Source organism: Oceanobacillus sp. M65 (assembly GCF_052246275.1).
Classification (GTDB): Bacteria; Bacillota; Bacilli; order Bacillales; family Amphibacillaceae; genus Oceanobacillus_B; species Oceanobacillus_B jordanicus.
Genome location: NZ_JBQQCJ010000001.1, coordinates 1 through 20,249, shown reverse-complemented (window position 1 = coordinate 20,249; position 20,249 = coordinate 1). Strand labels below are relative to the sequence as shown.

The 20,249-nt window shown below is 41.3% G+C and carries 19 protein-coding genes, 1 tRNA gene and 1 rRNA gene; 17 read left to right on the top strand and 4 right to left on the bottom strand.

What is annotated here, in order from left to right; genetic code table 11:
- The first annotated feature begins 30 nt into the window (after positions 1 to 30).
- A complete protein-coding gene (locus tag ACTWPF_RS00105; RefSeq protein ID WP_036578227.1) occupies positions 31 to 417 on the top strand; it encodes a S1 domain-containing RNA-binding protein in 387 nt (128 codons plus the stop codon).
- A 470-nt stretch (positions 418 to 887) separates the two neighbouring features.
- Here ACTWPF_RS00105 and ACTWPF_RS00100 read toward each other — a convergent pair.
- From ACTWPF_RS00100 to ACTWPF_RS00085, 4 genes are all read right to left on the bottom strand, one after another.
- Positions 888 to 961 (bottom strand) — tRNA-Met (locus tag ACTWPF_RS00100).
- A gap of 80 nt (positions 962 to 1,041) precedes the next feature.
- Complete coding sequence (locus ACTWPF_RS00095; RefSeq protein ID WP_443147921.1) at positions 1,042 to 1,218, bottom strand: hypothetical protein; 177 nt, start codon at positions 1,216 to 1,218, stop codon at positions 1,042 to 1,044.
- Positions 1,219 to 1,271: 53 nt separating this feature from the next.
- A complete protein-coding gene (locus tag ACTWPF_RS00090) occupies positions 1,272 to 2,807 on the bottom strand; it encodes a DHA2 family efflux MFS transporter permease subunit (RefSeq protein WP_443147920.1) in 1,536 nt (511 codons plus the stop codon).
- Positions 2,804 to 3,250, bottom strand: a complete 447-nt coding sequence (locus tag ACTWPF_RS00085) for a MarR family winged helix-turn-helix transcriptional regulator (RefSeq protein ID WP_106895388.1) — start codon at positions 3,248 to 3,250, stop codon at positions 2,804 to 2,806. The genes ACTWPF_RS00090 and ACTWPF_RS00085 overlap by 4 nt, the downstream gene beginning before the upstream one ends.
- A 424-nt stretch (positions 3,251 to 3,674) precedes the next feature.
- Here ACTWPF_RS00085 and spoIIE point away from each other — a divergent pair, with 424 nt between their 5' ends.
- The 16 genes from spoIIE to ACTWPF_RS00005 all read left to right on the top strand — a co-directional run.
- Positions 3,675 to 6,125, top strand: coding sequence for a stage II sporulation protein E (spoIIE, locus tag ACTWPF_RS00080; protein ID WP_106895389.1), 2,451 nt, complete (start codon positions 3,675 to 3,677; stop codon positions 6,123 to 6,125).
- 83 nt (positions 6,126 to 6,208) lie between these two features.
- Positions 6,209 to 6,940 carry a VWA domain-containing protein gene (locus tag ACTWPF_RS00075; protein ID WP_036578230.1) on the top strand — a complete coding sequence of 244 codons (732 nt, stop codon included), beginning with the start codon at positions 6,209 to 6,211 and terminating at the stop codon, positions 6,938 to 6,940.
- Complete coding sequence (locus ACTWPF_RS00070) at positions 6,915 to 7,853, top strand: protein kinase domain-containing protein (protein ID WP_443148835.1); 939 nt, start codon at positions 6,915 to 6,917, stop codon at positions 7,851 to 7,853. The genes ACTWPF_RS00075 and ACTWPF_RS00070 overlap by 26 nt, the downstream gene beginning before the upstream one ends.
- 84 nt (positions 7,854 to 7,937) lie before the next feature.
- On the top strand, positions 7,938 to 9,332 hold the full coding sequence (tilS, locus tag ACTWPF_RS00065; RefSeq protein ID WP_443147919.1) for a tRNA lysidine(34) synthetase TilS: 1,395 nt from the start codon (positions 7,938 to 7,940) through the stop codon (positions 9,330 to 9,332).
- Between the two features lie 11 nt (positions 9,333 to 9,343).
- The gene (hpt, locus tag ACTWPF_RS00060) at positions 9,344 to 9,889 is read left to right on the top strand and encodes a hypoxanthine phosphoribosyltransferase (protein WP_106895391.1); all 546 of its coding nucleotides are present in this window, start codon (positions 9,344 to 9,346) and stop codon (positions 9,887 to 9,889) included.
- A 143-nt stretch (positions 9,890 to 10,032) separates the two neighbouring features.
- Complete coding sequence (gene ftsH / locus ACTWPF_RS00055) at positions 10,033 to 12,054, top strand: ATP-dependent zinc metalloprotease FtsH (RefSeq protein ID WP_106895392.1); 2,022 nt, start codon at positions 10,033 to 10,035, stop codon at positions 12,052 to 12,054.
- Between the two features lie 321 nt (positions 12,055 to 12,375).
- Positions 12,376 to 13,149 (top strand): type III pantothenate kinase, encoded by a 774-nt coding sequence (locus ACTWPF_RS00050; RefSeq protein ID WP_106895393.1) that lies wholly within the window; start codon positions 12,376 to 12,378, stop codon positions 13,147 to 13,149.
- A 22-nt stretch (positions 13,150 to 13,171) separates the two neighbouring features.
- Positions 13,172 to 14,041: an Hsp33 family molecular chaperone HslO gene (gene hslO / locus ACTWPF_RS00045; protein WP_443147918.1), complete on the top strand. Its 870-nt coding sequence runs from the start codon at positions 13,172 to 13,174 to the stop codon at positions 14,039 to 14,041.
- A 31-nt stretch (positions 14,042 to 14,072) separates the two neighbouring features.
- Positions 14,073 to 14,981, top strand: coding sequence for a peptidylprolyl isomerase (locus tag ACTWPF_RS00040; protein WP_443147917.1), 909 nt, complete (start codon positions 14,073 to 14,075; stop codon positions 14,979 to 14,981).
- A gap of 84 nt (positions 14,982 to 15,065) precedes the next feature.
- Positions 15,066 to 15,998, top strand: coding sequence for a cysteine synthase A (gene cysK, locus ACTWPF_RS00035; protein ID WP_161464234.1), 933 nt, complete (start codon positions 15,066 to 15,068; stop codon positions 15,996 to 15,998).
- 179 nt (positions 15,999 to 16,177) lie between these two features.
- A complete protein-coding gene (folP, locus tag ACTWPF_RS00030; RefSeq protein WP_443147916.1) occupies positions 16,178 to 17,008 on the top strand; it encodes a dihydropteroate synthase in 831 nt (276 codons plus the stop codon).
- Positions 17,001 to 17,360: a dihydroneopterin aldolase gene (gene folB, locus ACTWPF_RS00025; protein WP_443147915.1), complete on the top strand. Its 360-nt coding sequence runs from the start codon at positions 17,001 to 17,003 to the stop codon at positions 17,358 to 17,360. Before folP ends, folB begins: the two co-directional genes overlap by 8 nt.
- Position 17,361: 1 nt before the next feature.
- Complete coding sequence (folK, locus tag ACTWPF_RS00020) at positions 17,362 to 17,874, top strand: 2-amino-4-hydroxy-6-hydroxymethyldihydropteridine diphosphokinase (protein WP_106895397.1); 513 nt, start codon at positions 17,362 to 17,364, stop codon at positions 17,872 to 17,874.
- Positions 17,844 to 18,071 (top strand): helix-turn-helix domain-containing protein, encoded by a 228-nt coding sequence (locus ACTWPF_RS00015; RefSeq protein WP_106895398.1) that lies wholly within the window; start codon positions 17,844 to 17,846, stop codon positions 18,069 to 18,071. The genes folK and ACTWPF_RS00015 overlap by 31 nt, the downstream gene beginning before the upstream one ends.
- Before the next feature lie 72 nt (positions 18,072 to 18,143).
- Positions 18,144 to 19,643, top strand: coding sequence for a lysine--tRNA ligase (gene lysS / locus ACTWPF_RS00010; RefSeq protein ID WP_443147914.1), 1,500 nt, complete (start codon positions 18,144 to 18,146; stop codon positions 19,641 to 19,643).
- Between the two features lie 491 nt (positions 19,644 to 20,134).
- Positions 20,135 to 20,249: ribosomal RNA gene (locus tag ACTWPF_RS00005) — 16S ribosomal RNA — on the top strand; the annotation flags it as partial.

Genomic DNA, 20,249 nt, shown 5'->3' with positions numbered 1-20,249 from the left:
TTTTAAAATTTTAAGGAGGAGCATTTTTTTATGTCAATCGAAGTAGGCAGCAAGTTGCAGGGAAAGGTAACAGGGATCACTAATTTTGGGGCTTTTGTGGAGCTGAAAGAAGGCACTACTGGGCTCGTACACATTAGTGAGGTTGCCGATAACTATGTCAAAGACATTAACGAACACCTGAGTGTGGGTGATGAAGTTACGGTCAAAGTAATTAATGTCGGGAAGGATGGCAAGATTGGACTGTCGATCAAGAAGGCAAAAGACAAACCAAAGCGTCCGCAACGTGATACGAGGGAGCGTACAGAGTCATTTGAATCTAAAATGAATCGTTTCCTTAAAGACTCTGAAGACCGTTTATCCTCTTTGAAGAAACACACGGAATCCAAACGCGGAGGACGGGGTGCTAAGAGAGGATAGCAGTTGCTGTCTATAGACAATGCTCTATGAAGATAAAAAACAGGAATCACCAGCTGTGGTGATTCCTGTTTTTATTATTGCATAGGAAATTATAAAATGTGAGTGCTGTGGATAACAAAACAACTGAAGTAGCCACGTCCAGCTCCAGCACTCAGAAACTAGGTGACTTCACGAAATCGCCTACGATAAAGAAGACTTGCCGACTGGTAAAAACCAGCGGCCTAGTCGCACTTATACCCGGAGGGTGAAAGTCATCATCGGTTCAAAAATTAAAGTAGGTCGACTAAAATCGGCCTTGCCGGCCAACGCCGACATACCCCCTTTGTGGGGGCATGATTCCTTTATCTTAGTTGATTCGTTCCACTCGCTACGTTTTTAAACGGGCGCCCTGCGCTTTTGTTCTTTAGACTGTGAGAACCTTAGAAATGGCAAAATAAAAACCCCTCTGCATCATGCAGAGGGGTTAGTGATAGCGGCGGAGGGGATCGAACCCACGACCTCACGGGTATGAACCGTACGCTCTCGCCAGCTGAGCTACGCCGCCAAAATAAGTCAACAAAAAATATAATACAGCAGGACAGCCCACGTGTCAATAGATTTTGAAAAAAAATGATAGGATGCCTCTCATTTTGAGGAGGCATCCTGCAATGTCTCGCAAATCGCCCTTCCCTGATAAGGGTTTTGCGCCTTTACACGTATGCCTATCATTGCGGGGTTATGACGAGCAAAACGCAAGGAAAGCTCAGGCATAATGCTCATCATGTAGGTCATGGAGACATGCGCACCATCGATTCGTCCCATAAAGATAGGTCGCCTAAAACCGGCCATGCCAGCCAACGCTGACATATCCCTTCTTACTTGTCTGTTTGTAGATTCGTACGGGTTTGCATTTTAGCTGCAGTTTTATCTGCCATTTGCTTATTGTAGGCTTCATCTTCTTCGACTGGTTTTGTCTTTTTGATAAAGAAGGAGAGAGCGAACCCAATTAATGCAAAGACGGTTGCCACTGTAAAGGCATCGTTAATTCCTTCGATAGTAGCAAGGTTTTCGATAACCCCCATTTGTTTTTCTGTAGGCATCCCGGTAGCCGGCATAAATTCTGGTATATGTTTGGCTGTTTGGGCACTCATTACTGTAACTAAAAAGGCTGTACCAATTGAACCAGACATTTGGCGTAAGGTATTGGCCATCGCGGTACCGTGAGAATAAAGTCGTCTTGGAAGCTGATTTAACCCAGCGGTCATAATGGGCATCATAATCATGGAAATACCGATCATTCGTGCAGTATATAATGCCATCATGGAATAATATCCTGTGCTGTCAGTCAGGTTTGCAAAGAAATAGGTTGTCACTGCTGTAAGGAATAAACCGACTAAAGCCAGTGGACGGGCGCCAATTTTATCAAATAGTTTACCAGTAATAGGTGACATGATTGCTGAAATTAAAGCGCCGGGCAATAGCAATAGACCAGACTCAAGTGGTGAGAAACCACGGATGTTTTGTAAATAGATTGGAATTAGGATCATGGCTGCAAACATGGCCATGGTTACTACTACGCTGATAACTGTAGTTAGAGAGAACATATTGTATTTAAATACGCGAAACTCAAGCATTGGTGTTTTCATGCGAAGCTGTCTTCGAACAAAGAGAAACATAATAGCTGCACCAATTGCGAGTGTCAAAATAACAGTAAGACTTCCCCATCCCTTTTCTCCTGCACTACTAAACCCATAAAGCAGGCCGCCAAAGGCGAATGTGGAAAGGACGATGGACTTAACATCTACTTTTGGATTAGATAGTTTGGTTACATTTCGTAATAAGAAATAGGCAAGGATAATATCGATTACGACAATTGGGAATACAATAAAGAATAGTACACGCCAAGAATAATTTTGCACAATGATCCCTGATAGTGTTGGACCAATGGCTGGAGCAAACATCATTGCTAGACCAATATATCCCATGGCTGCACCACGTTTTTCAATACTAAATAGGCTTAGGATGACATTCATTAGGAGTGGCATCATTATTCCAGCACCAGATGCTTGTACGACACGTCCGGCCAGAAGCGTTGGGAAAGAAAATGATATTCCACAAATTAGTGTTCCGAGAGCAAATAAGGACATTGCTGTAAGGAACAAATGCCTTGTTGAAAACTTCTCCATAAGAAAAGCGGTTATGGGAATAAGAATTCCGTTAACCAGCATGAAAATCGTCGTCAGGGATTGTGCAGCGTTTGCTGACATATCCATATCTACAATCATGACTGGTAATGCTATATTCAAAAGTGTTTGGTTTAAGATAGCAACAAATGCACCCATGACCATAACGAATATTATGGGTTTTTTAGGTACCTCTGAAGCCTCTACATATGCTGAACGATCTTTCATTGTATATCATCTCCGATTAATTTCATTTTTTCTTGAACTAACTGATGCAAACGCAACAGTTCTTCTAAGTCTTGTTCACTAATTTCTCCTAACGGATCCAGCCGTTTAAAATATAATGCATGCGTTTCCTCTTTTTTTTCTTTTCCGAGCGGGGTTAAACTCAGAACAATGGCCCTTCTGTCAGCTTTAGAATGTTCTCGCTGGATGTAATTTGCCTTTACTAATCGATCAACGGTAGTGGAAACAGCGCTCTTTCCACTATTCATTCGTTCGCATAATTGAGCCAAACTAAGGTTTGGTTCATCATCCAATATTTTAAGGATTTGTAACTGCACTACTGTAACACCAAGCTCATTGGCATGATGCCACATCTGCTTATGGAAGATATTGTGCATCTTGCGAAAGGAATACGTAATGTGCCTGATCTTTTCTTCGTTATCCATGCAATTCAACTCCTAGTTGTAAATTAGTTCATGCACGAACATTTCGGCATAAGAAGTATTATATGAAATAGTGGATACTTTGGCAAGGGGTTTTTACTAGAAATATAAAAGTAATTATTTTCTGTGAAAGGGAATTACGCAGCTTATGTAACATGTGAAGTTATAAATACTTCGTTTCGCCATAACCTCAGCTGATTCGGCAATGAAATTTTCTTAAAGCGAAATCATAATTAGGTGGTTTATCGACTAAATTGCGCTATGTAATGGGTTACTGCCTGCAGACAAAAAACTTCTTACCATGTAGAACTCTGCTGAAGTACTAAAAAGACGTCGAACGATTTATGGGACCTGCTCTGTTGTTTTGACAAAAAAAGAAGTCATAATGTGGTTTAATTAACCTCACTAATGACGGGAGTGGTTTTATATGAGTTCAATTTCTGGGGTAGATCCTGGTGTATATGGAGCAGAGAATGGTAATAAGGTGAAAGCGCTTCGAAGAAAGGTCCATACTAAAGTTTCAACGCTGTTTTTGGATAAAGGGCTACTCTACTACATTGTTGGCTTTCTGTTGGGACGAGCTGTTATCCTTTCTGCAGTATCGCCTTTTGCAGTAGCGTTTCTCGCAACGATGTGGTTTGTTCATCGAGAAAAAACAGCCAGATCCCTTCTCGCTGTTTTAGCGGGTGCGTTAACTTATTCAATCCCGCAAAGTATTTTTCTTTCTATTGCTATATTGTTATTTATTTTAATGGCCGGGTTTTTTAAGAAAGTCAAAAGGCAGCAGATCCTTATTCCCCTATTTGTCTTTTCTTCCACAGTGGCAACCCGTCTATTTCTATATTCTCTTAATGGGCAGCTAAGCTCCTATGAATGGTTGCTACTCTTTGTCGAGGGTGTTCTGGGAACGGTCCTTGTATTAATCTTTATGCAGAGTATCCCACTTTTATCCCCTAAACGTTATAAACCGAGTTTGAAAAATGAAGAAATTGTCTGTGTGATTATTCTTATAGCATCCATTCTCACAGGTACAATTGGATGGGAGCTATATGGTGCCTCGGCGGAGCAGGTTTTGTCTAGATACTTTGTATTGCTATTATCGTTTGTTGGAGGTGCAGCGATTGGTTCTACCGTTGGGGTAGTAGCGGGGCTAATTCTATCCCTTGCGAATGTAGCCAATCTTTATCAGATGAGCTTGCTCGCATTTTCTGGCCTACTTGGTGGCTTACTTAAGGAAGGGAAGAAGCCAGGGGTGGCTGCTGGTTTGCTTGTCGGTACTTTTCTAATTGGCATTTATGGTGATGCTGCCAATGTTGTACCATCCATCATAGAGTCATCTATGGCGATCGTCTTATTCCTACTAACGCCAGCAAGTATCTTTAAACGGATTGCCCGCTATATCCCTGGAACAGAAGAATACACGAAAGAGCAAGAACAGTATTTACAAAAAGTCCGCAATGTGACGGCAAAACGTGTCGAGCAGTTTTCCGATGTGTTTGAAGCCCTATCGAAAAGCTTTAACACCATGGATCCACCCGAACTGGAAGAAGAGGATTCAAAGCGAGAAACAGACTATTTTCTAAGCCAGGTGACAGAGAAAACATGTCAGACCTGCTTTATGAAGGAACGCTGCTGGCAGAAGCAGTTTGATAAGACCTATGCTTATATGGAAGAAATGAAAGAGGATATGGCGGAAGGAAATGAGCCTAACCGAAAAGTAGCCAGGGAGTTTGAAAATTACTGTGTGAAATCTAAGAAGGTAGTAGAAGCAATGAAGGAAGAAACGTCCTTCTTGGAAGCAAATAGAAGGTTGAAACAACAAGTAATGGAAAGCAAGCGGTTGGTAGCAGATCAATTACAAGGTGTTTCGGAGGTAATGGATGACTTTGCAAAAGAGATTTTAAAAGAAAGGCAGCAGCATGAGCAGCAGGAGGTGCAAATTATTAATGCACTGAAGCATATGGGAATAGATCTTGAAAAGCTTGACATCTACCGTCTTGAAAAAGGCAGTGTGGACATCGATATGACGGTTAGTTTTTATAGTTATAACGGAGAGGGATCTAAGCTGATTGCACCTGTTCTCTCAGATATATTAAACGAAATGATTATCGTGAAGGAAGAGGAGATTTCGCCATTCCCAAATGGGTATAGTTACATCTCCTTTGGCTCAGCAAAAGCGTTTGTTGTGGAAACAGGTGCCTCCAATGCAGCGAAGGGTGGAGGACTTGTATCAGGTGATAGCTTTACAACAATAGAGCTTGGTGCAGGGAAATACGCCATGGCGATTAGCGATGGAATGGGGAACGGAAAACGTGCCAGAGAGGAAAGCATGGAAACATTAAGACTCTTACAGCAAATTTTGCAGACCGGTATTCCAGAGAAGGTAGCTATCAAGTCGATTAATTCTATTCTCTCATTAAGAACAACGGATGAGATGTTCGCCACATTAGACCTAGCAGTGATCGATTTGCATAATGCGTTTGTTCGCTTTTTAAAAATTGGTTCATCACCAAGTTTCATTAAACGAGGAGACAAGCTTATTCGCGTGGAGGCAAGCAATTTACCAATGGGAATTATTCAGGAGTTCGATGTAGACATCGTGAATGATCAGCTTATGGCGGGGGATGTCCTTATTATGATGAGTGACGGAATATTTGATGGTCCAAAGCATGTGGAAAACACAGATATGTGGTTAAAACGAAAAATCCGTGAAATGAAGACAGAGGATCCGCAAGAAATTGCTGATTTATTACTAGAGGAGGTTGTTCGGACACGCGCTGGCGAAATTGAAGATGATATGACCGTGCTTGTGGCTAAGATTACCGAGAACAAACCAGAATGGGCAGCAGTTCCTGTTTATCGTGACAAAGCGCAATAGAGTAGGAATATGGCTTGTGAAAATGTATAAACCTTCCTTTTTCTGGCGATGATGTTACTGGAATAAACGGGAGGTAGATGGTTTTGAAAAAAGGTACGATAAAGCAAATATTACTTATAACAGACGGATGTTCTAATAAGGGGGAAGACCCAGCTGCTACTGCTGCGCTTGCAAATCAGCAAGGTATCACCGTAAATGTAATTGGGATTATGGAAGATACACACACAGAAGAGACAGAAGGGTTACAAGAAGTCGAGGAGATCGCGCAATCAGGCGGCGGGGTAAGTCAGCTTGTCTATAAGCAATCCCTATCCCAAACTGTACAGATGGTTACAAAACAGGCTATGACGCAAACATTGCAAGGCTTTGTAAACAAGGAACTAAAGCAAATACTCGGCTCAGAGCAATCCATGGAAGACCTTGATCCGGAAAAACGAGGAGAAATTATGGAAGTTGTGGAGGATATGGGGGAGACATGTGACCTGGAAGTACTTGTACTCGTTGATACAAGCGCCAGTATGCATGATAAACTTGAGACAGTGAAGGAAGCATTAATCGATCTTTCGCTCAGCTTAAATGCAAGAATCGGACGGAATCGGTTCAGCATTTTTAGTTTCCCTGGTAAACGCAAGGATATGGAAAAAGTATTTGACTGGTCTCCGAGACTTGATTCCATTTCCACTATCTTTCCAAAGCTAACGAGTGGTGGTATTACACCAACAGGTCCAGCGATTAGGGAAGCAATGTATCAGTTTGGAAAGAAAACCTTACTAAGGAGCTTCAGGGATGATGAAGCAGGATTGGAAGAAGCATGATTCGGAAGTTAGACCAGGGATGTTCATTGAAGGTAAATGGCACAAAAAGAAATATCTAATTAAGAAAAAGCTTGGAGCAGGTGCAATCGGCTCCGTCTACTTATGTGATGTCAATGGACGACCTGCCGCACTAAAAATTAGTGACAATAGCACATCAATGACGGTAGAGGTCAATGTACTAAAATCACTTGAAAAGGTCCAGGGTACTCGTCTTGGGCCTTATTTATTGGATGTCGATGATTGGGCATCCCCGCTTGGGGTAAAGTATTCCTTTTATGTCATGGAATACTTAAAGGGAGAACCCTTAGGTGCCTTTATTCAACAGCAGGGGAAAGAATGGCTTGGCGTTTTCATGCTCCAGCTTTTGGAGGATCTAAACAAACTTCATCAGTCTGGATGGGTTTTCGGTGATTTAAAGACAGAGAACTTGATGGTCATCCAGACACCGCCAAGGCTTCGGTGGGTGGATGTGGGAGGAACCACACAAATTGGTCGAGCAATTAAGGAGTACACAGAGTTTTATGATCGGGGATATTGGGGAATGGGGACAAGAAAGGCTGAACCGAGCTATGATTTATTCGCCTTTGTGATGGTGTTCTTACATGTATATTATCCAAAGCGGTTTGAAAAAGGGGCCAACCCAGAAGCAACTTTAATGCGAAAACTCAATGAGGTAAAAGCACTTACACCATATCGTCATGTATTGAAAAAAGCGTTAATTGGCAAATACACTTCAAGTGCTGATATGAAAAGAGAACTAATACAGCTGTTACAAAGGGTTCAACACCATAAACAAACACAAACTCGTACCCAGAGTAGGAAAAAGACGAAATCGACAAAACCGGTTGCAATGGAAATAGGCGGCTTAACCTTCTTAGCTGTTGGCTACTATTTGTTATCCCTGCTTTTATAGTCTGGTTCAGCAGTGGAGCTTGCTTTATTCCCTGCTAATTCTGTGATAGGATGAACAAAAATGGGTTAGTTGGAGATGCACATAATGAAAAACACAATCCTTTCTTTTATAAAGGGAAAACAGTTACTTACAATGAATGCTACCGTCCTTATAGGGGTGTCCGGGGGGCCTGACTCCATGGCGCTTTTACACTTTCTTAAAAGTTTGCGAAAGGAGTGGCAGCTTAAACTCATTGCAATTTCTGTAGACCATCAATTACGGGGAGAGGAGTCCTTGGAGGACCTTCACTATGTAAAGGAAATGTGCAAGCAGTGGGATATTCAATTTGTTGGAACTTCTTTGGACGTTCCTGCGTATAAAGAAACACACCACCTTGGAACCCAAATTGCTGCGAGGGAGCTTCGTTATCAGTTCTTTGCTGAACAAATGCAACGTTTTAATGCATCCTATCTAGCGTTGGGGCATCACGGGGATGACCAAGTCGAGACAATGTTAATGGAATTTGTCCGTTCAGCAAGCTCAAACACTTTATCAGGGATTCCTGTTAAAAGAACCTTTGCGACAGGTAGAATTATTAGACCATTTCTCTGTGTCACCAAAAAAGAAATTGAAGCCTATTGTGTTGCAGAACAAATCGTTCCGAGAATAGATCCTTCTAACAATGAGATAAATTACACACGGAATTATTTTAGAAAACAAGTTCTACCATTAATAAAAGAAAAAAACAGTAATATACATACAACAATGCAGCACTTAAGTGAAACCCTTCAAGAGGATGAAAACTTCCTTCAGATGGAAGCTAAAAATATGGTTAAAGCTGTGGTTGGAACTAATCTCTCCAATTGTGAAGCCATGTTTGAAATTAATAGCTTCAAGCAGTACCCCCGCGCTTTACAAAGACGTGCCTTTCATCTAATATTAAATTATCTGTATGAAGATTTGCCAAAGAACCTATCTTATGTACACGAAGCGCATTTTTTCTCATTATTACAAAGTGAAAAAAGCAATGTCCAAATTGATTTCCCCCACCATTTAAAGTTGGAAAAGTCCTATGCAAATGTACGGTTTTATTTTGAAACGCAACAGGAGCAAGGCGGCACGTTTCATAACATAATGGAGATACCAGGGAAGGTTTCCTTACCAGACGGATCGACCGTTACGGCTTTGTCCGTTAATAAGTGTACAGAGGAGGACGAGCTTACATATTTTTGTAGTATGGATCAGGTAGCTTTACCATTACATATTAGAACACGGCAATTTGGTGATAAGATGCGTTGGAAAGGTTTGAATGGAAGTAAAAAAGTAAAAGACATCTTTATCGATGCAAAAATCCCAAGAAATGAGAGGGATACCTGGCCAATTGTAACAGATAATAATGGGGAAATTCTCTGGCTTATCGGCCTGAAAAAGGGATACCCCAAAAGAAAGTCGAACTCTGCTTCGTATATTCAATTACACTATGAAAATGGCAACATGTAGGAGGAGCAAACATGCACGACGATATTAAGGAAATTTTAATCTCCCAGGAAGATATCACTAATAAGTGTAAAGAACTTGGGGAACAACTGACTAAGGAATATGATGGGAAATTCCCATTGGCAATTGGTGTCCTAAAAGGGGCAATGCCATTTATGTCTGACATCCTTCGTTACACAGAGGTTCATTTGGAAATGGACTTTATGGATGTTTCCAGCTACGGGGGTGAAATGAGATCTTCTGGTGAAGTTAAAATAGTCAAAGACCTTGATACAAAGGTAGAAGGCCGGGACCTGCTGATAATTGAAGATATTATCGATAGTGGTTTAACCTTAAGTTATTTAGTGGATCTGTTTAAATACCGTAAAGCCAAGTCCATTAAAATTGTAACACTGCTTGATAAACCTTCTGGCAGAACAGCAGCAGTGAAAGCAGACATAGTTGGGTTTGAAGTGCCTAATGAGTTTGTTGTCGGTTATGGTTTAGACTATCAAGAGAAATACCGCAACCTTCCATATATCGGTGTACTTAAGCCGAAAATTTATGGTGGAGAAGAATAGTTTTTCTTCAATAAAATAGGGATTTAAAAGCGTTAAGAGCAATTCATGGATTAAACTGGTTGAATAAGGGAAATTAGTTGTATTCCAACTTTTTCTTATGGTACGATGTTATATAGTTTTTCCCGCTTGGGAGGAGGTAGGCAATGAATCGGATATTTCGCAATGTATTCTTCTGGGTACTCATATTTTTTGTCGTTGTCGGCGTAATAGGAGTATTTAACGGACAGAATGAAGAAGCAGAAGAATTTAATGTAAAACAATTTACGGATGCTTTAAATAATGGTGAAATCGAAGAAATGACGATGCAGCCAGCAAATGGTATTATCCGCTACTCCGGAACACTTACGGATGAAGAAAAACAATTCGTAGCACAGGTTCCAGATAATACAGATATAGTTGCCTCGATCACAGATCAGGCTCAGGAACAAAGTATACTTAAAGTAGAAGAAGAGGAACAGCCAAGTGCTTGGGTAACTTTTCTAACTACTATGATACCGTTTCTAATTATCGGACTGTTCTTCTTATTTATACTTAGCCAGGCACAAGGTGGAGGCGGCGGTGGCCGTGTCATGAACTTTGGTAAAAGCAAAGCTAAAATGTACAGTGAAGAAAAGAAAAAGGTACGTTTTAAAGATGTAGCAGGTGCTGATGAAGAGAAACAAGAGCTCGTTGAAGTAGTGGACTTCTTGAAGGATCCACGTAAATTCTCCGCCGTTGGTGCGAGAATTCCTAAAGGGGTACTGCTTGTAGGACCTCCAGGAACAGGTAAAACATTGTTGGCACGTGCAGTTGCTGGAGAAGCCGGAACACCATTCTTCTCTATTAGTGGTTCTGACTTTGTTGAGATGTTTGTTGGTGTCGGGGCATCCCGTGTACGTGATTTATTTGAAAACGCGAAGAAGAATGCGCCATGTATCATTTTCATTGATGAAATTGATGCTGTTGGTAGACAGCGTGGTGCTGGACTCGGCGGTGGTCATGATGAACGTGAGCAAACATTGAACCAATTACTTGTTGAAATGGACGGCTTTGGTGTTAATGAAGGTATCATTATCATTGCTGCAACAAACCGTGCAGATATTCTTGATCCAGCCCTCTTACGCCCAGGACGTTTTGACCGTCAAATTACGGTAGACCGCCCTGATGTAAAAGGTCGTCAGGAAGTATTGCAAGTTCACGCAAGAAATAAACCACTAGATAGCACAGTGGATCTAAAAATTATTGCGATGCGTACCCCAGGATTCTCTGGTGCGGATCTGGAAAACCTTCTTAACGAAGCAGCACTTGTTGCGGCTCGTTCAGATCGAACTGAGATCAATATGCTTGATGTCGATGAAGCGATTGACAGAGTAATCGCAGGTCCTGCGAAGAAGAGCAGAGTTATCTCACAGAAAGAACGTAATATCGTTGCATACCATGAAAGTGGTCACACGATTATCGGGATGGTCCTAGATGATGCAGATATGGTTCATAAGGTAACCATTGTTCCTCGTGGCCAGGCTGGCGGATATGCTGTCATGCTACCAAGAGAAGATCGTTACTTCATGACAAAGCCAGAGCTGTTTGACAAGATTACAGGGCTACTTGGTGGACGTGTTGCCGAAGAATTAATCTTTGGAGAAGCAAGTACTGGAGCACATAATGACTTCCAACGTGCAACAGGAATTGCTCGTAAGATGATCACCGAGTACGGTATGAGTGATAAAATAGGACCGCTCCAGTTTACTAGTGGCGGCGGTGGCGATGTATTCCTTGGTAGAGATATCGGCAATGAGCAGAATTATAGTGATGCCATTGCACATGATATTGACCAGGAAATGCAGAATTTCATCAATTATTGTTATGAGCGCGCGAAAACCATTCTTACGGAAAACCGCGATAAGCTTGAATTAGTTGCCAAAACGCTTCTTGATGTAGAAACACTTGATGCGAAACAAATCAAAGCACTCTTTGAAGATGGCACGCTTCCTGAGCCAGAAGATTACGGTACGGAATCTAAAGATGTGAAAGTAAACATTCAATCTAAAGACGAAGAGCCGGAATCATACACAGAAGCAAAGGAAGAGGTACAACATAAAGAAGAAAAAGATCGTTATATTAATGATCCGATTATGCAGGATAACAAACCTGCTTCCGGTGATGATGACGATAAAGAGAATAAATAAGATTAATTGATAAATGAAAGGCAGTTCTCCAAATTGGAGGGCTGCCTTTTTGCTTATCTAGGTTACCTTTCTTGTTCTGGTCCCTTTATGGTTTTGCAGTATTTATAACACATTATCTAAGAGGTGATTTTAGGCAAGGAGGAGAAATATTTTAGCGAGCCTAAAAGAAAGCCTTATTCAACAGGGGTAGCGAATCTAGACATTGCACATTTCATGTTGAATTATGTTATATTATAAGGTGAAATTGGGATTTAAGAGGCTTATCCCGCCTTACCCCCACCAAACGAAGTTTCACTTTATATAGAAGGGTCTGGATACGTTATGCTATTTGTACTGGATGTAGGAAACACAAATACGGTTCTGGGAGTGTTTGAACAGGACGAGCTTAAACACGAATGGCGGATTAAGACAGACCGTTATAAAACAGAAGATGAATTTGGAATGCTAATTAAGTCTTTACTTGATCATAAAGGGATAGCCTTTTCAGATATACATGGGGTTATCATTTCATCTGTTGTTCCGCCGATAATGTTTGCGTTGGAGAAAATGTGCAAGCTTTATTTTAATATAGAACCCCTGGTTATCGGGAAGGCAGATGTTCAGTCCCATCTTAAAATGCAGTACCCAAATCCACATGAGATTGGAGCGGATCGTATTGTAAATGCGGTGGGCGCCATCACGGAATACAAGGGACCATTAATCATTATTGATTTTGGTACAGCTACAACGTATTGCTATGTTAATGAGGACGAGGAATATGTAGGCGGCGTTATTTCCCCGGGCATAAATGTTTCAATGGAAGCACTTTATAGCAAAGCATCTAAGTTGCCTAAAATAGAAATTGTACCACCAGAGCGTGTAGTAGGAACTTCAACAGTGGAAGCAATGCAGTCTGGTGTGTTTTATGGATATGTTGGTCAAGTCGATGGAATAGTAAAACGTATTGAGAAACAACACAATGTAAAAGCAACAGTTATAGCCACTGGGGGATTGGCATCGTTAATTTCCCATGAATCAGACACGATTGATCATGTAGACCCTCATTTAACATTAAAAGGACTTTACCTGATCTATCAAAAGAATTACAAAGCGTAATGTACAAAAGGAGGAAAACAGCATGAAGGATTATTTAATAAAAGCAACGGCATACCAGGGGAAAGTAAGAGCATATGCTGCGACATCTACGGAAACAGTGGAAGAGGCTCGTGGAAGACATGATACCTGGGCAACTGCATCTGCTGCTATGGGGAGAACGTTGACCATTACAGCAATGATGGGGGCTATGTTAAAAGGTGAAAATTCACTAACTGTAAAAGTAGAAGGTGGAGGACCAATCGGCGCTATCATTGCAGATGCTGACGCGAATGGCCATGTCCGTGGTTATGTATCGAATCCGCATGTGGATTTTGATTTAAATGATAAAGGAAAACTCGATGTAGCAAGGGCAGTAGGAACAGAAGGAAACTTAAGCGTTATTAAAGACTTAGGGCTTAAAGATTTCTTTACAGGAGAGGTACCGGTTATTTCCGGGGAAATTAGTGAAGACTTCACGTATTATTTTGCTAACTCAGAGCAGGTCCCTTCTGCGGTAGGTGCAGGAGTTCTTGTGAACCCTGATCACACTATTTTGGCTGCTGGTGGTTTTATTGTTCAAATTATGCCAGGCGCGGATGATGACATTATTACACGATTGGAAAAGCAAATTGAATCAATCCCACCTATTTCTTCGTTAATTAGAGAGGGGAATAGCCCAGAGGAAATACTAGAACGGTTACTTGGTCAAGAAGAGCTAAAAATTCATGAAAAGCTACCAATCGAATTCCGTTGTAGATGTTCGAGAGAAAGACTTGAACAAGCTATCATTGGATTGGGAAATGAAGAGATAGAAAACATGATTCAGGAGGACCATGGTGCTGAAGCGAGTTGTCACTTCTGCAATGAGAAATACGTTTTTACTGAGGAAGAGTTAAAGACATTAAAGCAGTAAAGCGAGCAAGGTACACAGGGGGAATTGAGGAATGTCCAAAAAATTATTGCTTAGCATCATCGTAATCCTACTCATCACCAATATCGCTACCTTAACTTTTTGGAATAACGGGGAGCAAACATCTGTAAGTGAAGAGGATGAAGGTGTTCCTGCCATTGATGCGAAAAAGCCAGTTGCAACTGTTGGTGATGTGGAAATCACTTACGAAAATTGGATGAGCAGTTTGCGTTCCAACCATGGAGAAAAACAATTGAAAACGTTAATTGACCACCAGGTTGTAAGTCAAATGGCGGAAGAAAAGGGAATTGAGATAGACGAGAAAGTAATAGACCGAGAAGTAGCAATGTTGACCGCTATGCAAGGTGTCATGACCAAGGAAGAACTTGATAAGGCAGAAGAAGGGTGGCGTAAGGATATCCGTTACCGTTACCAATTAGAAATGCTGTTAACGGAAGGAACCGAAATCCCTGAGGGAGATATGGAGAGCCATTATCAAACCTACGGCAACCAGTATAATGTTACACCATCTATGCAGCTTTCCCATATCGTAGTTGAGGATGAAGAAACGGCTAATAAAGTTGTAGAAGAGTTGGATAATGGAGCCTCTTTTAACATGCTTGCAAAAGAGTACTCTACTGATGAAGAAACAAGGGACGATGGCGGCTATATGGGATACATTTTTACTACTAGTCAATTCTTCCCTGCAGGCTATGAAGATGTAGTTGCGGATATGGATGAACATTCATATAGCGAACCTTTCGAAGTGGGAAGCGGTTATGCCATTGTTTACCTGCACAAAAGGTTATCAGCAATCGATTTTACCTATGAAGAAATGAAACCATATATTAGAAGTGAGCTAGCTATGCATGAACTCGACCAAACCCTAAACGCGAACCCTTTATGGGAGGAACTGGACATTGAATGGGTGTATGATGAATAAACTACTATAGGTTGACATTTACCGTGATTAACCGTACATTAGAATTAAATCATACAAAATGACTAGGAATTAGGAGGGGTTTTAATGAGAGTAGCTGATAATATTTCTGGACTGATTGGTCAGACTCCTATTGTGAAACTAAATGGGATTGCGGAAGAAAACAGTGCTGACATTTATGTAAAGCTTGAATTTATGAATCCTGGAAGTTCAGTCAAGGACCGAATTGCATTAGCAATGATAGAGGCAGCTGAAAAAGAGGGTGCTTTAAAAGCGGGCGATACGATTATCGAGCCAACAAGTGGAAACACAGGAATTGGCCTCGCGATGGTAGCAGCTGCTAAAGGGTACCGTGCGATTCTGGTCATGCCAGACACAATGAGTAAAGAGCGAAGAAATCTACTGCGTGCATATGGAGCGAAGCTTGTCCTGACGCCAGGAGCCGAAGGAATGAAAGGCGCTATTAGTAAAGCAGCAGAATTACAGAAAGAAAATGGCTATTTTATGCCACAACAATTTAACAATGAAGCGAACCCTGAGATACATGCCCGGACAACAGGGAAAGAAATTGTCGAGCAAATGGGAGAAGAACTTGATGCGTTTGTTTCTGGAATTGGAACAGGTGGGACAATTACAGGAGCTGGAAAAGTATTAAAAGAACATTTTAAAGGGATTAAAGTATACGCAGTCGAGCCAGAGGATTCTGCTGTACTATCTGGGGATAAGCCTGGACCTCATAAGATTCAGGGTATCGGAGCAGGTTTTGTTCCACAAATACTTGATACAAAAATTTATGATGAAGTGATTCGTATTTCAAATGAGGAAGCCTTTGCTACCTCTCGTGAAGTAGCTACTACAAATGGAATACTCGGCGGGATTTCAGCTGGAGCCGCGATAGCAGCAGCCAAAAAGGTTGCCAAACAGCTTGGCAAAGGGAAAAAAGTTCTAGCTGTATTCCCTGACAATGGAGAGCGTTATTTGTCTACACCGCTTTACCAATTTGAAGAGGATAATAACTAAGAACTCTTTGATGTAAGGCCAGCACCTGCGGAGGTGCTGGCCTTTTGTCTGGGAGAACAGTGGATACCGGTTAGCTTACGTTGGTTCATGTTTAGCGTATGGCGAAACAGGTCGCCTGCCATGCGGGTTTATGGTACGATAGTAGGTGACTTAAAGGTGCGAAGGAAGGGCCGATTTAGTTGAAAATTAAAACAAAACATACTATATACGATCTAAGAGAACGAACACATATTATGGGAATACTGAACGTAACACCAGACTCCTTTTCAGACGGAGGTAGCTATGATTCTGTTCATAAGGCGGTGCAGCAAGCAATCCTTATGGAAGGCGAAGGGGCGGACATCCTTGATATCGGCGGGGAATCCACTCGGCCGGACCATGATCCCGTAGCACTCGAAGAGGAATTAAATAGGGTCATTCCTGCTATCAAAGCGATCAAGGAAAAGGTATCGTTACCAATTTCAATCGATACCTATAAGGCAGAAACTGCAAGAAGAGCACTAGAGGCCGGAGCTGATATGATTAACGACGTTTGGGGAGCAAAAAAAGAACCGGCAATTGCACAAGTTGCGGCAGAATATGATGTGCCGATTATTTTGATGCACAACCGCGATAATATGGATTATGATGACATCATCGAGGATATGAAGCAGGACCTTAAAGAAAGCATTGATATTGCCCGCTCAGCAGGAGTAAAGGAAGAGAATATAATATTGGATCCGGGTGTTGGCTTTGCGAAAACAGGAGCCCATAACCTTATGGTGATGAATAACCTTGAGGCATTCCGTGAATTAGGTTTTCCGATGTTACTAGGTACCTCCAGAAAACGATTTATTGGAAATGTACTAGATAATGAGCCAAAGCAGCGTGATGTGGGGACAGGTGCAACGACCTGCCTCGGCATAACGAAAGGTATAAAGATTGTACGGGTCCACAATGTAAGAATGAACAAAGAATTGGCCACAATGATGGATGCAATGCTTAGATCAGGAAGTGAAGAAATTGGATAAAATAGTTCTGCAAAACCTCCAGTTTTATGGGTATCACGGATTACTCCCTGAGGAAAACAAGCTTGGGCAGCGGTTTAATGTGGATGTCGAGTTATACGTTAGTTTGCAGAAAGCGGGGCAATCAGATAACATGCATGACTCCATCCATTATGGACAAGCCTATGAGAAGATCAAAGCAGTTGTTGAGGGAGAAGCAAAAAACCTAATTGAATCCGTTGCAGAGGACATTGCAGAAACGTTGCTTCATTCCTTTTCCATGCTTACGGCTTGTAGGGTGAAGGTGATAAAGCCTGATCCGCCGATACCAGGGCATTATCATTCTGTTGCCGTGGAAATATATAGGGAGAGATAGGATGAACACAGTATATATTGCATTAGGGACAAATATTGAACCGAGAGAAGACCATCTCAAAGAGGCACTGCGGTTGCTAATGGCTCATTCGGAGATAACAATAGAGAAGGTTTCTTCTATTTATGAAACAGCGCCTGTTGGTTATACCGATCAGGCAGACTTTCTAAATATGGTGGTGCATGTCCATACCTCTGATTCTCCAGTAGAGTTGTTGGACAAGTGCCAGGAAATTGAGCAACAACTCGGTAGAAAGAGGGGAGTTCGCTTTGGCCCTCGCACGATAGACCTTGACATTTTGCTTTATAATCATGAAAATAGTAAAACGGAACGATTAATAATTCCTCACCCAAGAATGCATCAACGAGCTTTTGTTCTTATACCATTACATGAAATTGCACCAACGATATTGATACAGGCACTTGGGAAAAATGTGAAGGAATTAGTAAGAGAACTTCCAGAAACAGACATAAAGGATGTACGAATATGGATGCAAAGCGGATCGGTAGAAGAATAAAGGCCTTTCGCAAGTTAAAAGGGTACACACAAATAACGTTTGCGGAAAAGGCAGATGTTCCTATTGCTGTAATAGGGGCTGTAGAAAGAGGAACGAAGAAGGCAGACGATGAATTACTTAAAAGAATTACAGATTTCCTTGAAATTACAAGAGAAGAATTAGTGCTGGATAAAGAGACAGAAGATGTCCGGCCATAAAAATGAATTAGAAATAGATCTGCTAGCTTAATATTTGCAGGCTTTTATAAATTAGATTATGGATTTATATTAATGACAGGAGTGATAGTGGTGTCAGAAGAATTAAATGAACATATGCGGGTAAGACGTGACAAGTTGAATAATTACAGAGAGCAAGGACTTGATCCGTTCGGCAGTAAATTTGAGCGGACGCATCTAGCGCAGGAATTACTCGATTCATACGACCAATTTACGAAAGAAGAACTAGAAGAGAAGACAGATCAAGTGACTATAGCAGGGAGAATGATGACCAAAAGAGGAAAGGGAAAAGCAGGTTTTGCCCATATCCAAGATTTAAGTGGTCAAATTCAGTTATACATTCGAAAAGATGCTGTTGGAGAAGAGGCATATGAATTATTCCAATCCACTGATCTAGGAGACATCGTCGGTATCACTGGTGTTATGTTTAAAACAAAGGTTGGGGAGCTTTCTGTAAAAGCTGCTAAATTCCAACTGCTGACGAAATCACTTCGCCCATTACCTGAAAAATATCATGGCCTTAAAGATATTGAACAACGCTACCGTCAGCGTTATCTTGATCTTATAACGAATCTGGATAGCAGAGAGACATTTGTATTGCGAAGTAAAATCATTCAATCAATGAGACGTTATTTAGATGGACAAGGGTTTCTTGAGGTTGAGACACCTATGATGCATGGTATTCCTGGAGGGGCATCTGCTCGTCCGTTTGAGACACATCATAATGCGCTTGACATTCCTTTATATATGCGTATCGCGATTGAACTACATCTAAAACGCCTTATTGTAGGTGGATTAGAAAAAGTTTATGAAATCGGACGCGTATTCCGTAATGAAGGTGTATCAACAAGACATAATCCAGAATTTACGATGATTGAGCTGTATGAAGCTTATGCTGATTACAAGGATGTTATGGCCTTGACGGAGAACTTAATTGCTCATATTGCCAAAGAAGTTCTTGGTACAACAAAAGTGACCTATGGGGAAGAAGAAGTGAATCTTGAGCCAGCCTGGAGAAGGGTGCACATGATAGATGCTGTTAAAGAGGCAACTGGAGTAGACTTCTGGAAGGAAATGTCTGACGAAGAAGCGAGAGAGCTTGCGAAGGAAAATGGCATTGAGATAAAAGAGACCATGTCATTTGGCCATGTCGTAAACGAGTTTTTTGAGCAGAAGGTAGAAGAAACACTTATCCAGCCTACATTCGTTTATGGACATCCAGTTGCAATTTCACCACTTGCTAAGAAAAATCCTGAAGATGAGCGGTTTACAGACCGTTTCGAGCTATTTATTGTAGGACGCGAACATGCAAATGCATTTAGTGAGTTGAATGATCCAATTGATCAACGTGAACGTTTTGAAGCCCAAGTGAAAGAAAGAGCAGAGGGTAACGACGAAGCCCATCTTATGGACGACGATTTCTTGGAGGCCCTTGAATATGGTATGCCACCAACAGGTGGTCTAGGTATTGGAATCGACAGGTTAGTTATGCTCTTAACTAATGCGCCGTCTATCCGCGATGTACTATTGTTTCCCCAAATGCGTAATAGATAATATGAGTATATGTAAAGCCCGCTGGAGGTTACACTCCGGCGGGCTTTTATATACACTTCTATAGTTGGATATACTATAGAAGAAGAGGTGAAATTCCATTGTGAAAAGGACTTAATAGCAAGTTGGAAAGTTGGCTAAATAATATGAATATACTTTCCTTTAATTTCTTTTTAAAATGTACTTGCATTCAAAAGTGAATCGTGGTAAATTAATTAACGTTGCTTTAACAGACGGCAACAAGATAAACATTTTGAGAGATAAACAGTTAAATTATTTTCAAAAAAACATTGACTTAATCTTCTCAACATGGTATATTAATAAAGTCGCCAAATTGATAAGCGACTTACTAAATTGCTCTTTGAAAACTGAACAGAACAACTAGTATGTCAAGGAAAAACAGACTTTCTGTTTTTCGAAGAAATACAAGCAGAAGCCAGTTTTCTGCGAAGCTAAGACGGATCATGTCGATTGGTGTCGATATGATACAAACTTTTTTGGAGAGTTTGATCTTGGCTCAGGACGAACGCTGGCGGCGTGCCTAATACATGCAAGTCGAGCGCAGGAAGCAAGTTGATCCCCTTCGGGGGTGACGCTTGTGGAATGAGC